Here is a 13,082-nt window from a genome sequence, read left to right as displayed (position 1 = left end):
ACCACCCCGCAGCACCTGTTGACCGACATGTTGAAGACTCACGGATGAGTCCGGTTGGCGTATCGCGGCAAAGGCCGCTCCATCAACCCCAGAGGAAGTGTCATGGCACAACGTGACTACAGCAAAAAGGAAGTTCTCGACATCATCGAGCAGGTTGCACAGCGCAAGGGCATCGCCAGCGAGGACTTCCTGCGCTTTGCCCACATCGAGACCGGTGGCCGCTTCAACGAGCGCGCGCACAACGACAAGACCGATGCCAAGGGCCTGTTCCAGTTCCTGCCGTCGTCGGCCAAGCAGTACGGCCTGACCGGCCACGAGTACGACCCGACCCGCAATACCGAAGCGGCAGCGGAGATGTTCAAACGCAACCTGGTGGACATGGAAAAGCGCCATGACCGCACCGGCCATCCCTACCTGTCCGGTGATGACAAGCCGAGCGGCCTTGACCTGTATCTGGCACACCAGCAGGGTGCCGCCGGCTACGGTTCGATCCAGACCGCGATCGCCACCGGCACGTTCGGCGTGGTGCGCGACGGCCACGGCGATCCGATCAACATGCGCCCGCGCATCATGGGCCAGATCGGCAGTGACGTCGAAGCGCTGACCGGGCATACGCGCGCGGAGATGCGCACGATGAATGATCGTGACCTGGCCAGCACCTTCGCCCAGTACTACGACCGCAAGTACGACGCGATCAGCATCCCGGAAAAGAACATCACGCCGATCACCGAGGCCCAGGCGCGTCCGGCGCCGGTGCAGGCCGCACCGACGCAGACCGTGACCCCCGCCGCGCAGGCCGCCGTCGCCGCCGGTGCCGCAGCCATCGGCGCCACCGCCACGGCTGCTGCCGCCAAGCCCGATGCTCCCGGCATTTCGCTGGATGCGGCCTACAACGCCGGCGTGAAGTACGACAACGTCAAGTACGCGATCAACATCGAATCCAGCCAGTACTACCGTGGCAAGGGTGTCACCGGCAAGAACGTCGAGCAAGGCTACATCGACTGCTCCGGCTGGGTCGGCACGATGCTCAACAAGACCCAGGATGAGATCAACCAGAAGGCCGGCCATGCGGTGTTCGCCGACGCCGACAAGATCAAGCTGGGCTTCGCCGGCTCCGGCGGTATCGTGCATGACGCCTACAAGGACTCCGGCGTGCTGCTCAAGCGCGACGACATCCTCAAGCCGGGTGCGCTGAAGGAAGGCATGGTGATCGGCCTGGATACGGCCAAGACCAAGCACGAGCACTGGAACGGCATCGACCACATCGTGATGGTGGTGCGAGACCCGAACACCGACAAGCTGCTGATCAGCCAGTCCACCGGCAAGCTGGGCGTGCATACCATGCCGGTGGAGGATTACCTCAAGCAGGTAAAGGACCACCCCAACTGGAAGCTGTTCGCCTCCGATCCGCTGCACCAGGCACGCGACCTGCTGGAAAACCGCAGCCAGGCGCATGAGCAGGCGCAGGCCAAGGGCGCAGCCGAGCCGAAGCCGTCCCCGCAGGAAAAGCCGCAGGCCAGCAACGAAGTACATAAGCAGGGTGCGCACGGCGAGGATGTGCGCAGGGCGCAGGAACAGCTGGGCCACCTGGGGTATGTGGGTGCCGACGGCAAGCCGCTGGTCGAAGATGGGAAGTTCGGTCGCAACACCGAGGCTGCCGTGCGCCAGCTGCAGAAGGACAACGGTCTGGCAGTGGACGGCATCATCGGCCCGAAGACGCTGGCTGCGATCAAGGACGCGCGCGAGCGCCCGCTGCTCAATGACGAGCGCCATCCGCAGAACCCGATGTACAACCAGGCCGTGAAGGGCATGGAAGGCCTGCCGGCAGGCACCTTCAAGGACCGCCATGCACTGGAGGCCGCCGCCGCTGCACTGACCAAGGAAGCGCAGGCCAGCGGCATGCAGCGCATCGATTCGGTGGTGCCCAGCACCAACGGCGAGCGCATGTTTGCCGTACAGGGCACCGCCGGTGACCCGGCTGCCTGCCGCGCGGCGGTGGACACCCGTGCGGCCAGCGAGCAGAGCATGGCACTCAGCAGTGGTGCGGTGCACGGTGCACCGAATGTCCTGCAGCAGCAGGACGCCCAGCAGGAGCAGGTGAAGCAGGCCCAGCGCGCCATGGGCCACTGAGCCAGGCCAGGCAGGGGAAGCCAGGGGAAGGGCCGCGTACTGCGGCCCTTTTCCTTTCTGGCAGCTGAGCGGCCGCCGCGCTTTCAGCCTCGCTTCATGCCGCCTGACGCTAGATGAATGCGCAAGCCGCACGGGGATCGCGCGCAATGTTCCGGCAATGTCCGGGCACCAGCGTGGTCCCTACGGCAGCCGGGGCGCCCAGCGCCCTCCCTGCCCACCGTGGCATGCACCTCACAGGAGAACCCAACATGCTCAGCACTTCCGCACTCAGCTTCCGTGGTCTGGCGATGGCCCTGGCACTTCTTGCCGGCGTGGCCGTGGTCAGTGATGCCAGCGCGATGTCGAGGAAGGACAAGCGCACCGTGGTCGGTGCCGTCGTCGGCGGCGTGGCGGGTCACCTGATCTCCAACGGCGACCCGGCTGCCACCGTCGGCGGCGCGGTTGCCGGCGGCGCCATCGGCAACCTGACCACCTCCGACCGCCATGATCGACGCTACGACGGGCGCTATGACCGTCGCTACGATCGCCGTTATGACCGTGGCTACAACCGCGGCTATGGCTACGACCGCCGCGATGACCGTCGCTGGCAGCGCGAGCGCCATGACAACCGCTACTACCACGACCGCGGCCGTCATCGCGGCTGGTAAGCGCGCCGGCCACAGGCCGCACGTGGCGTCCCTGACGGGCGGGTCGATGACCCGCCCGTTTGCGTCTGCGGCGTCCATGGCGTTGAATGCGCAGCCTTGGATGTTCCTCTACTCACCAGCGGCCGTGGCATGACTTCTTCCCCCCATCGCGTGCAGGGCCTCAACAACGACGAGGTCGTCGCCGACTGGCCGGCGATCGACGCGCAGGAGATCACCTGGCTGCGTGGCCACTTTCCGCAGCTGGGCGCGGACAGCACGCTGCGCTGGCACAGCCCGCGCCCGTTGTCGGCCGCGGCCATCGTCGACGGCACCGGCGGTCCGGTCTTCATCAAGCGCCACCACCACAGTGTGCGCAGCGCTGGACGCCTGGAAGAAGAACACCGTTTCATCGCGCATCTGGCAACTGCCGGCATGCCGGTGGTGCAGGTGCTGGCCAGCAACGACGGCCGCACCGCACTCGAACACGGCCCGTGGACCTACGAACTGCATGCGGTGGGCGCCGGCAAGGACCTGTATCGCGAACTGCCGTCATGGTCACCACTGACCGACATTGCCCAGGCCCACGAGGCAGGGCGCGTGCTGGCCACGCTGCACCGCGCGGCCGCCAGCTACCACGCCCCGCAGCGCAGTACCCATCTGCTGGTGGCACGCGACGACCTGATCCGCGCCGATGACCCGATCGCCGCGCTGAAGGCCGACCTCGGCAACCGCCCCGGGTTGGCCCGCTACCTGGCGCGCATTCCCTGGGAAGAACAGCTGCGCCGCGATGTGCTGCCGTGGCACCACGGCCTGGCCGCGCGCCTGCAGGACGAACCGCGGCTGTGGGCGCACAACGACTGGCACGTCTCCAACCTGCTGTGGAACGACGACGGCACGATTGCCACGGTGCTCGATTTCGGCCTGGCCTCGCCCACCAGCGCGCTGTTCGACCTGGCCACCGCGATCGAACGCAACGCGGTGGCCTGGCTGCAGCTGGAGCGCGGCACCGATGCTGTTCGCATCGACATCGCCCTGGCCCTGCTGGACGGCTATCGCCAGGAACTGCCGCTGTCGCCCACCCGCGTGCACCTGCTGGCCGACCTGCTGCCGATGGTGCATTTCGACTTCGCTCTGTCCGAAGTGGAGTATTTCGAGGGCGTCACCGGATCGACCGCGAACGCCGATGTGGCCTGGCAGCCGTTCATGCTCGGGCATCCGGCGTGGTTCGCCACGGCCCCCGGCCAGGCCCTGCTGGCGGCCCTGCACGCCGCCGCGTGAGCCGCGAGCCACCAAACACCCGGGGTACTCAGTAGACCGACGCCATGCGTCGATGATGCACTCGGCCGGGGTCAGATCCCTTTCCGCTGGAAAGGAATCTGACCCCGGCTGAAGGGCGGTAGCTCGCAAATCCGTACCATTTGTAGTGAAATGGTCACCTGAAGCGGGGGTGCCTGGATCTGCCAGGCTGAGAGAGTCCCTTGGAACCTGATCCGGTTTGCACCGGCGTAGGGAGCTTTGAGCCGCAGCCACACCCCCGTCATGGGCCGGTGCACCTGCGCGCCGTCGCTTCGTCTCCCTTGTTGTCTGAAGACGAATCGAATGAACCGCTGCCTGCGCCCCACCCTGCTCGCCCTCGCCCTCTGCGCCGCCCTGCCGCTGTACGCCAGCGAGGCAGGCACCGACGCTGCTGATGCGCCCTCCTCGCCCACCGAACTGGCGGCGGTGCGCGTGCAGGCCGGTAAACCGAAGGCCGACACCTCGCGCGTCAACGCCTTCGGCGGCGGCTCGTGGAAGGACACCCCCGCCTCGGTGAATGTGCTGGAGCGCGACTACCTCGACCGCCGCCAGGTGCGTTCGCTGTCCGAGCTGGCCAGCAATGATGCCTCGCTGGGCGATGCCTATGCGCCGGTGGGCTACTACCAGAACATCGCCATCCGCGGCTTCGCGCTGGATGCGGCCACCGGCTACCGCTTCAACGGCATGTCCATCGCCGGCGAGCAGCGCCTGGCACTGGAGAACATCCAGGAAGTGCAGATCCTCAAGGGCGAAGCCGGCCTGGCGGCTGGCGTGATGGCGCCCGGCGGCATCATCAACTACGTGGGCAAGCGCCCGGCGGAAGTGCGCACGGTCACCCTGGGCACCGATTCGGAAGGCTCGCGCTATGCCGCCGTGGATGTCGGCCACTGGCTGACCCCGCGCTTCGGCGTGCGTCTGAACGCGGCCTGGGATGCCAGTGATTCCTACGTCGAGCATGCCGACGGTCGCCGCAACTTCTATTCGCTGGCCACCGACTGGCTGATCGGCGAACGCGGCAAGCTGGAAGTGGATGCCAACTACCAGACCAGCGCGCAGCGCTCGGTGTCCGGCTTCCAGCTGCTGGGCGCGCGCGACCTGCCGCGCGGCGTCGACCGCGAACGCCTGCTCGGCTACCAGCCGTGGCAGCGGCCGGTGGACATTGCCAGCACCAACATCACCGCGCTGCACACCTATGACTTCAACGATGCGTGGCAGTCGCGCGTCTCGGTCGGCCACAGCCGCTCGGTGATCGATGACAACGTCGCCTTCGCCTACGGCTGCTACTACACCGCAGGGTGCGCAGACGGCAGCGTGCCGGGCAACTATTTCGCCCCCAACGGCGACTACGACATCTACGACTACCGCAGCCCGGATGACACCCGCCGCAACCAGCAGGCCCGTGCCGAACTGCGCGGCAGTTTCGAGACCGGCAGCGTCGGCCACCAGCTGAGCATCGGCGCCGACTACTTCCGCCGCACCATCGACAAGCGCCCGAGCGTCAACGAGTACGTCGGCACCAGCAACATCCACGACGTGCAGGTGCCGGTGTTCGAGCCCTCGCCGAAGATGCCGGGTGCATCGGCACGGCGCCTGGACAGCCGGCAGACCGCGTTCTTCGCGCTGGACCGGATGAGCTTCGGCGATGACTGGCAGTGGCTGGCCGGCGGCCGCTTCGTGCGCCTGGACGAGCGCGCCTACGACAAGCGCGGCACGCCGCAGCGCCACAGCCGCCTGTCGCGCTTCCTGCCGCAGACCGCGCTGGTGTGGAAGGCCACCGACCAGCTCAACGCCTACGCCAGCTACGTGCGCGGCATTTCGCTGGGCCAGGAAGCACCGTTCTGGACGTCCAACGCCGATACCTTCCTGCCGTCGATGCAGTCGCGGCAGCTGGAAGTGGGCGTGAAGTACGTGCCGGTGGACGCCCTCACCCTGGGCGCGGCCGTGTTCCGCACCTCCCAGCCCTACCAGTACGCAAAGCCCGACGGCAGCGATGTCGGCTACACCTTCGTCGAAGAGGGTCAGCAGACCCATACCGGCCTGGAACTGACCGCCAACGGCCAGCTGACCGACGCGCTGCAGATCGTCGCCAGCGCCAGCGTGCTGCAGGCGCGCGCACGCGACACCGGCACCCCGGCCTATGAAGGCCATCAGCTGGTGAACGTGCCCAAGGTGCGCGCCAGCGTGCACCTGGCCTACGCGCTGCCGTTCGTTGAAGGCCTGGATGTGACCGGTGGCTGGCGCTATGCCTCCTCCAACGTGGCCCGCGCCGACGGCGGTGTGCGCGCACCGGACTACTCGGTGTTCGACGCCGGCCTGCGCTTCCAGCACCGCCTGCACGACCGTGCGGTCAGCTGGAACCTGTCGGTGGACAACCTGTTCAACCGCTTCTACTGGCGCGACACCGGCAGCAGCGGCGGTGACTACTACCTGTTCCCGGGTGCGCCGCGACAGGCGCGCCTGTCGGTGACGTTCGCGCTGTGAGCGGCGTCGCGCTCGAGTGGACTGCCGCGCTCTTCAGCATCCTCGGGGTGTGGTTGATGGCAAAGCGACGGCTGGCCGCGTGGCCGGTCGGCCTGCTGTCGGTCGCGCTGTACGGCGCAGTGTTCGCCGAAGCCAAGCTGTACTCGGACACGCTGCTGCAGGTTGCCTTTGGTGGTTTCCTGGTCTACGGCTGGATCAACTGGCGCCAGCACGCCGCCGATGAAGGCAGCATCCGCATCGTGCCGTTGGCGCGCGGCAAGCTGCTGCGCGACCTGGCCATCGGCCTGTGTGGCGGCGTGGCGCTTGGCGCCGGCATGCACACCTTCACCGATGCAGCGTTGCCGTGGCTGGACGCGATGCTGACTGCACTGAGCCTGGTCGGGCAATGGTGGCAGGCACGCCGGCACACGGCCTGCTGGTGGGTGTGGATCGTGGTGGACGTGGTCTACGTGGGCGCGTATCTGTTCAAATCGCTGCACGTGACTGCTGCGTTGTACGTGTTCTTCCTGGGCCTGGCATTGTTCGGGCTGCGGGCGTGGCGCGCCGCCGCGCGCGAGCCGCAGGCAGTACCTGCGCAGTAGAGCCACGCCATGCGTGGCTGCGTTTGGTAGATGCCGACCTTGGTCGGCAGGTGAGCGCCAACCAAGGTTGGCGTCTACCGATGCCCGGCATCCACGCATGGCGTGGATCTACTGGGTAAGGGTCAGCCCCAATCGCAGTGGCTGTCGCATGTCCTTCGGCGGCGCCGCCGGCAACGGCGTGGCCTGCAGCGCCGCACGCAGATCGGCATCGACCTGTGCATCACCCAGGCTGTCGAATTCCAGTTTCGAGATGGCGCCATCGCCGGCGACCCACACGCTCACCACCAACGGCGCCGGCGCATCGGGATGCTCCTGCAGCCAGGCCAGCAGGCGCTGCGCGTGCGGATCCTGCTCCTGCTGCAGACGCTGCTGCAACTCGCCGCTGACGGAGGCGGCATAGGCCATCCAATGCGCAGGCGCGTCCTGTGCGGACACGCTGGCGCTCCCCAGCGCCAACAGGCCCAGCAACCATGCCAACGGGCGCCAGCCACGGCGCGAGGTGCGCTTGTTGCCTGCAGAAGCCATCACCCACGTCTCCACGTCCATCCCAACGCGTCATGGTCGGCGCCGTAGATGACAGGCAGATGGCGGCGCAGTAGAGCCACGCCATGCGTGGCTGTTCCGGGCAACCGGTTGATCCATCCACGCATGGCGTGGATCTACCTGGCTGCCCCACCCGGCGTGATCAGTCGCCCAGGTCGGACAGCACCTTGCGCGAGGGCGCAAAGAAGGTGACGCCGGTGGTCGCGGTGGAGAAATCGAGGATGCGGTCGTGCAGCGGCGCGGGATTGCCGATGAACATCCGCTCCAGCATCTTCTCGATCACCCACAGCCGGCGCGTGTAGCCGATGAAGTAGGTGCCGTACTCGCCACGCCCCGGATTGGCGAAGGGCATGTTGTCGCGCAGGATCTCGTGCTCGCCGTCGCCATCCTCGATGGTGCACAGCGTCTTGTGCGACTTCTGCGCGTCGGCCGGCGCGTCGTCCAGCTCGATGTTGTCGTGCTTGGTGCGGCCGATGATCGCTTCCTGCGCTTCGGTCTTCTGCGCGCGCCAGGCATCGAGGTTGTGCAGGTACTTCTGCACCACCACGTAGCTGCCACCGGCATGGTCGGGGTCCTCGTCGCCGACGATAGTCGCCTCCGGCAGTGACAGGCCTTCGGGGTTGGCCGTGCCGTCGACGAAATCGAGCAGGTCGCGGCCGTCGAAGTAGCGGAAACCGGCCACGTCATCCACCGCGTCCACCGCATCGCCGAAGGCCATCATCAGGTTGCGCTCGAAGGCCACGATCAGATCCATCGTGCGTGCACGGATGTGGTACAGCAGGTCGCCCGGCGTGGAGACCGCCGTGTGGGTCGCACCCTTCACTTCCTGGAACGGCTTCAACTCGCGCGGCGGCGTACTGCCCACCAGCGGCGCCCACACGCGGTGGCCGATGGCCACGTTGCAGGTGAAGGTGCGCTCGATCTCGCGGATGGCGGTGTTCTTGATCAGGTCATCGGTGCTGGCCAGCACCTCGCGTACTTTCGCCAGCGACGCCGCATCGTCCTTCACCGTCAGCACCAGGAACGCAGCCGAATGGGTCAGCGGCGCGGTGATCTGCTGCGGCTCGTTGTCGAGCGTGTGGTTGAGGGCGGTGATGGGTGCGGGCTGGGCGTTCACGATGGTTCCTGCTGGCTTGAGGCGGGCACATCGCCTGCGGCGATGTGCGGGCGATCATAGCGGAACGACCTTGCCGGCGACGGAGCGGTTCTCAGTTCGCGGTGGTCAGCCGACGGGCGCCAGCCACTCGTCGGCAAGCACCTGTGCCTGCTGCCCGCTGTCGGTGATTGAGTGCTGTGGCTGCTGCACCCACCACTCCCCGTGCCACTGCGGCCGCATGTGTCCGCGCAGGAACCGCTCGACGCGAAAGCGCTGCCCGACACGAAGGATGCAGGCCAGCCGCGTGCGGTCCTGCGAGACCACGGACACCTGCAGCTGCCAGCCGTCCGCAGCATCGCGCAGCAGATTCGCTCCATCGATCTCGATCACGTCCATGCTGTGGCTACGCCGTGGTCACGGTGAACTGTCGAGGCGTGCGCCACGCAACCCGGAGGTAGGGTCCCTCCAGCACACCGCCATCGCGGAGATGCTCGAACACGTCGGCCGGGCACCACTCCCTGCCCGCCGAGAAGGCGACGCCGAGATCACGCAGGCGGAGGAAGACGGCGGCCTTGGCTGCATCGTCGGGGACCGGCAGGGTGAGGGTGTTTTCATCGCCAGCGGTGAAGCCCAGCGCCTGCAGCGAGGCCCGCGAGCGGCCATTGAACAGCATCACCTTGATGCAGTTGCCGTCGGCCTGCCTCACATAGGCATCGATGTGCGTTTCCATTGGCGGATTGTAGAGGCAGACGGATCAGCTGGCGTCGCTCCACACCGCCAGCACGTACCCGTCCAGATCGCGGAAATGGAAGCGACGGCCGCCGGGAAAGGCAAACACGGCCTGCACGATCTCGCCGCCCGCTGCGAGGATGCGCTGCTGCGCGTCGGCAAGGTCCACGCAGTACACGATGACCAGCGCGCCTCCTGAGGGCGTCACTGCCTGGTCGGCGACAAAGCCACCTTTGAGGCGGCCGTCATCGAACTCGGCATAGGACGGGCCGTAGTCGGTGAAGGACCAGCCGAAGACCTGCCCATAGAACTGCTTGCTGCGGGCGATGTCGGCGACGTTGAATTCGATGTTGTCGATGCGGCGTTCGGCAGAGGTGGTGTCTGCGTGGCTCATGGTGCGGCTCCGTGGTTGAAGCGCCCAGCATCGGTCAGGGTCGGGCCCGGGTCTTGAACGAAACGGCCATCAACGTCCCCACTGCTGGCGCAGCGCGCTTGCCGTCAGGCCGGCAAGCTCGCGGGCGTCGCGGCTGAGGTGGGCCTGGTCGGCATAGCCGGCCTCCACGGCCAGCATCGCCAGACTGTGCGCGGGTTGGGTCTGGCTGCAGCGCAGGAACCGCTGCAGACGCAGGATCCGCTCCAGCGACTTTGCTCCGTAACCGAACTGCGTCTGGCTGAAGCGACGCAGGGTGCGCGGGCTCATGGCCAGTTGTGCGGCGAGTGCGTCGATGCTGGCATCGCCTCTGGCAGCGTGCGCGAACAGCGCATGCGCGCGGCGTGTGTGTTCGTCCAGCACGGCCGCCGGCATGTTCCTCTGCAGGCTGTCAGCCAGGCGCTGCAGGCGCTGGTCGGGCGCGGCGTGACCGATCCAGGCCGCAGCCTGAGTCGCCCAGCGGGCATTGAATTCGATCAGGGGCACGGCTTGGCCGACGATGCCGGACAAGTCGATGCCGAGCGCAGCCGATGCCTGGCCTGGCCGGAACCGCGCGCCCAGCACCTGTGCCCCGGGGGCCAGTTGCGGGTGTGCGGCGGTACGGTCCGGCCCCACCACGAACAGCGCACCATCACGCCAGAGAATGTCCACGCATCCATCGGGCAGCACGGTGATGTTGCCACTGGCATCAGCGGGCAACTGGCTCTGCCAGAGCTGGCCGAACTGGCCACGCAGCGGCGCAGGCGCCAGGCGTTCCTGGTAGGCCGAGCCGGTGCCAGCGGGAGTGGAGGGATCGCCCATGCTTCATTGTGGCAAAGCGATGCCGGAAAAAGAGAAGCCCGGCACGAGGCCGGGCTTCGCTGGCGTGTGGGAGAGAGATCACACGCCAGTTACACGCACTAACGACAGGCGTTTGTTACCAGCTGAAGCGCGGGCCCACGAACCACTCGCGGTCGCCGGCCTTGGCCAGCTTCACTTCGCCACTCAGGCCCCAGTTCTGGTTGAACTTGGCGGTGGCGCCGACACGGCCGTAGAACTCGCCGTCCGGGTTGATGCCGTGCTTCTTGCTGTAATCCTCGTAACCGGCCAGCGCATAGCCTTCCAGGTACGGGTTGAACGCGGTGCGCACGCCCACTTCAGTGGAGTAGCCGTTGAAGTCCAGGCCGTGCTTCATGTCGAACTTCTGGTATGCAACACGAGCCACCAGGTCGGTGTTCGGTGCGATGCCGTAGTTGTAGCCGGCACCGATGCGCCACTGGTCGACATCGTTCTTGAAGGTGTCGGTTTCCTGCTTGCTGTAATCACCGAAGATGTGGAAGTTCGGGTGCACGGCAACCGAGCCCTTCACGCCCCAGCCATCAGCGTCGCCGCCCTTGGCATCGGTGTTCACGTAGCCGCCTTCAACGTAGTTGTACGACAGGCCATCGGCAGCCGATGCGGCGAACGGCAGCGCGGCCAACAGACCCAGGGCAAGCAGCGAATTCTTGATCATCGGGATACACCTTTCATTATTTTGGTTTCGTCGAACGCCCCTCGGGAGGGGAGGGAGGAGAGGCGTTCGACAGGTGTGAATTATCCGTTTGTTGATGAAATCGGCCCTGAATATTGAACTGACCGGTACATGAATGAGGTTCCTGTTCAGGGAACTCTCGATGCGCCGTGTAGTAGCTCGCTGGATGCACGCCGACCTGCCAAGCCGCTTCGGTCACTGATCGCACGGGAGGACTGCACTCACGGAAGCGCGGTGCGCGCGTCGATGTTGTGCGCCACGCTCATCTGCGCCCATTGAGAGGAACAACATGAGTCGGCTTCAGGCTGATGAATTGGAGAGATCGAAGTGGCACAAGGACATCAACCGATGCAGCAGAGCTCGCTTGTTCCCGCTTGTTAAGGATTGCTCATTGCGCGACCTTCACAGGCCATCCACGTCTTCCAACTGCAGCTGAAAGCACTTCGCAGCGGCGGGAACAAACGCCGCTATATTCCAGACTCCCCAGACGAAGGAGGGAGTGGAATGTTCCTGACCAAGCAGCAAATCAACGCGGCACGTGCCGTCACCGTAGCCATCGTTGCTACCGTAAGCCTCGGTGCTTGCGCCACCTACAAAGACGAATTTGCAACGATCAACTCGCGTCTCGACCAGCTCGACGTGAAGGTGCAGGGCGCGGCACAGAGCGCCGAATCGGCCAACCAGTCTGCACAGCAGGCCAACCAGCGTCTGGATCAGATCGAAGGCCGCGTGCAGCAGCTCGAAAGGGTCCCCGGCCGCAAGCCGCGCGGGTAACCGCTCTCCCACCTACTTTGATGAACGCTTGAACCAGACACCAGTGGCCTTCACCGGCCACTGGTGTCTTTCAGCCTCTCGGTCGTCATCCGAAGGAGCCTTCCCATTCGTACGTACTCACTCCCTGCACGCCGGGCCGTATCGGCCACGCTGGCCATCGCGCTGGCACTGGCAGGAACCGGCGCAGCCAGCGCCAGGAACGCCAAGGAAGCCAAGGACGCACCCACGGAAACGGCGACCGCCGCCGATGAACTTCCGCAGGGCCAGGAAGTGTCCGATACGGTGATTGAACTGGCCGGCTGGGTCGTGGCCAGCAAGGACAACCAGGGCTATCCGTTCGCGATCATGGACAAGGCGGCTGCGCAGGTCCTGGTCTTCGGCGGTGACGGCAAGCTGCGCGGCGCAGCGCCAGCGCTGTTTGGTTCGGCCATCGGCGATCACTCGGCACCCGGCGTCGCCAAGCTCGCACTGAGCGCGATTCCCGGCCACGACCGCACCACCCCGGCGGGTCGTTTCATTGGCGCCTATGGCCCGTCCGAGGACGCCGGACGCGTGCTGTGGGTGGACTACGATTCCGCCGTTTCAATGCACCCGCTTCCCCCGGGCACCCCGAAAGAGAAGCGCAGCGAACGACTGGCATCGGCCACGCCGGACGACAACCGTGTCACCCACGGCTGCATCAATGTCTCGCCCGGGTTCTACGAGCAGATCGTGCATCCCACGTTCGAGAAGGGCGGCGTGTTCTACGTGCTGCCGGACAAGGACTCGATCGAAGAAACGTTCCCGGAGTTCGCGCAGAGTCGCGCGTCTGCGAAGGACGTGGATGAAAAAGACGCGCGACACGCCCGCAAATGAAACCCGGTTGAAGGCTGCGGACGTGGTCGCG

The 13,082-nt window shown here is 66.2% G+C and carries 14 protein-coding genes and 1 riboswitch; of the genes, 7 read left to right on the top strand and 7 right to left on the bottom strand.

Annotation, left to right across the window (positions count from 1 at the left end; all coding sequences use genetic code 11):
* Nucleotides 1-102 precede the first annotated feature (102 nt).
* The 5 genes from CLM74_RS00855 (at nt 103) to pnuC (ending at nt 7,114) form a co-directional block, all read left to right on the top strand.
* Nucleotides 103-2,130: a peptidoglycan-binding protein gene (locus tag CLM74_RS00855; RefSeq protein WP_105163247.1), complete on the top strand. Its 2,028-nt coding sequence runs from the start codon at nt 103-105 to the stop codon at nt 2,128-2,130.
* 248 nt (nt 2,131-2,378) lie between these two features.
* Nucleotides 2,379-2,777 (top strand): glycine zipper 2TM domain-containing protein, encoded by a 399-nt coding sequence (locus CLM74_RS00850; protein ID WP_025875877.1) that lies wholly within the window; start codon nt 2,379-2,381, stop codon nt 2,775-2,777.
* A 129-nt stretch (nt 2,778-2,906) separates the two neighbouring features.
* Nucleotides 2,907-4,034: a phosphotransferase gene (locus tag CLM74_RS00845; RefSeq protein WP_105163246.1), complete on the top strand. Its 1,128-nt coding sequence runs from the start codon at nt 2,907-2,909 to the stop codon at nt 4,032-4,034.
* 155 nt (nt 4,035-4,189) lie between these two features.
* Nucleotides 4,190-4,285: riboswitch (TPP riboswitch) on the top strand.
* Between the two features lie 70 nt (nt 4,286-4,355).
* The gene (locus CLM74_RS00840; RefSeq protein WP_105163245.1) at nt 4,356-6,533 is read left to right on the top strand and encodes a TonB-dependent siderophore receptor; all 2,178 of its coding nucleotides are present in this window, start codon (nt 4,356-4,358) and stop codon (nt 6,531-6,533) included.
* Between the two features lie 56 nt (nt 6,534-6,589).
* On the top strand, nt 6,590-7,114 hold the full coding sequence (pnuC, locus tag CLM74_RS00835; protein WP_051562400.1) for a nicotinamide riboside transporter PnuC: 525 nt from the start codon (nt 6,590-6,592) through the stop codon (nt 7,112-7,114).
* A gap of 108 nt (nt 7,115-7,222) precedes the next feature.
* Here the strand turns inward: pnuC and CLM74_RS00830 are convergent, their stop codons facing one another.
* The 7 genes from CLM74_RS00830 to CLM74_RS00800 all read right to left on the bottom strand — a co-directional run bounded on the left by CLM74_RS00830 (nt 7,223) and on the right by CLM74_RS00800 (nt 11,401).
* Nucleotides 7,223-7,639 (bottom strand): TonB C-terminal domain-containing protein, encoded by a 417-nt coding sequence (locus CLM74_RS00830; RefSeq protein ID WP_105164912.1) that lies wholly within the window; start codon nt 7,637-7,639, stop codon nt 7,223-7,225.
* Between the two features lie 160 nt (nt 7,640-7,799).
* On the bottom strand, nt 7,800-8,774 hold the full coding sequence (locus tag CLM74_RS00825) for a Dyp-type peroxidase (RefSeq protein WP_105163244.1): 975 nt from the start codon (nt 8,772-8,774) through the stop codon (nt 7,800-7,802).
* A 105-nt stretch (nt 8,775-8,879) separates the two neighbouring features.
* Complete coding sequence (locus CLM74_RS00820; protein WP_080150305.1) at nt 8,880-9,149, bottom strand: hypothetical protein; 270 nt, start codon at nt 9,147-9,149, stop codon at nt 8,880-8,882.
* 7 nt (nt 9,150-9,156) lie between these two features.
* Entirely contained in the window at nt 9,157-9,483 is a 327-nt protein-coding gene (locus CLM74_RS00815; RefSeq protein WP_105163243.1) for a hypothetical protein, read from the bottom strand.
* 24 nt (nt 9,484-9,507) lie between these two features.
* Nucleotides 9,508-9,876, bottom strand: coding sequence for a VOC family protein (locus CLM74_RS00810; RefSeq protein WP_105163242.1), 369 nt, complete (start codon nt 9,874-9,876; stop codon nt 9,508-9,510).
* A 69-nt stretch (nt 9,877-9,945) separates the two neighbouring features.
* The gene (locus CLM74_RS00805; RefSeq protein WP_105163241.1) at nt 9,946-10,713 is read right to left on the bottom strand and encodes a helix-turn-helix domain-containing protein; all 768 of its coding nucleotides are present in this window, start codon (nt 10,711-10,713) and stop codon (nt 9,946-9,948) included.
* 115 nt (nt 10,714-10,828) lie between these two features.
* Nucleotides 10,829-11,401: an Ax21 family protein gene (locus CLM74_RS00800; RefSeq protein WP_025875896.1), complete on the bottom strand. Its 573-nt coding sequence runs from the start codon at nt 11,399-11,401 to the stop codon at nt 10,829-10,831.
* 525 nt (nt 11,402-11,926) lie between these two features.
* Between CLM74_RS00800 and CLM74_RS00795 the strand changes: the two genes are divergently transcribed.
* On the top strand, nt 11,927-12,196 hold the full coding sequence (locus tag CLM74_RS00795) for a hypothetical protein (protein ID WP_025875897.1): 270 nt from the start codon (nt 11,927-11,929) through the stop codon (nt 12,194-12,196).
* A gap of 156 nt (nt 12,197-12,352) precedes the next feature.
* A complete protein-coding gene (locus CLM74_RS00790; protein ID WP_025875899.1) occupies nt 12,353-13,051 on the top strand; it encodes a hypothetical protein in 699 nt (232 codons plus the stop codon).
* Nucleotides 13,052-13,082: the final 31 nt, after the last annotated feature.

Source organism: Stenotrophomonas sp. MYb57 (genome assembly GCF_002966815.1).
Classification (GTDB): Bacteria; Pseudomonadota; Gammaproteobacteria; order Xanthomonadales; family Xanthomonadaceae; genus Stenotrophomonas; species Stenotrophomonas indicatrix.
The sequence above is the reverse complement of the archived record's forward strand: the minus strand, read 5'-3'. Positions and strand labels throughout refer to the sequence as shown.

What these genes read in the sequence shown, in the direction of transcription:
- CLM74_RS00855 (WP_105163247.1), top strand. Translation starts at nt 103, where the DNA reads ATGGCACAACGTGACTACAGCAAAAAGGAAGTTCTCGACATCATCGAG.
- CLM74_RS00850 (WP_025875877.1), top strand. Translation starts at nt 2,379, where the DNA reads ATGCTCAGCACTTCCGCACTCAGCTTCCGTGGTCTGGCGATGGCCCTG.
- CLM74_RS00845 (WP_105163246.1), top strand. Translation starts at nt 2,907, where the DNA reads ATGACTTCTTCCCCCCATCGCGTGCAGGGCCTCAACAACGACGAGGTC.
- CLM74_RS00840 (WP_105163245.1), top strand. Translation starts at nt 4,356, where the DNA reads ATGAACCGCTGCCTGCGCCCCACCCTGCTCGCCCTCGCCCTCTGCGCC.
- pnuC (WP_051562400.1), top strand. Translation starts at nt 6,590, where the DNA reads ATGGCAAAGCGACGGCTGGCCGCGTGGCCGGTCGGCCTGCTGTCGGTC.
- CLM74_RS00830 (WP_105164912.1), bottom strand. Translation starts at nt 7,639, where the DNA reads ATGGCTTCTGCAGGCAACAAGCGCACCTCGCGCCGTGGCTGGCGCCCG.
- CLM74_RS00820 (WP_080150305.1), bottom strand. Translation starts at nt 9,149, where the DNA reads ATGGACGTGATCGAGATCGATGGAGCGAATCTGCTGCGCGATGCTGCG.
- CLM74_RS00815 (WP_105163243.1), bottom strand. Translation starts at nt 9,483, where the DNA reads ATGGAAACGCACATCGATGCCTATGTGAGGCAGGCCGACGGCAACTGC.
- CLM74_RS00810 (WP_105163242.1), bottom strand. Translation starts at nt 9,876, where the DNA reads ATGAGCCACGCAGACACCACCTCTGCCGAACGCCGCATCGACAACATC.
- CLM74_RS00805 (WP_105163241.1), bottom strand. Translation starts at nt 10,713, where the DNA reads ATGGGCGATCCCTCCACTCCCGCTGGCACCGGCTCGGCCTACCAGGAA.
- CLM74_RS00795 (WP_025875897.1), top strand. Translation starts at nt 11,927, where the DNA reads ATGTTCCTGACCAAGCAGCAAATCAACGCGGCACGTGCCGTCACCGTA.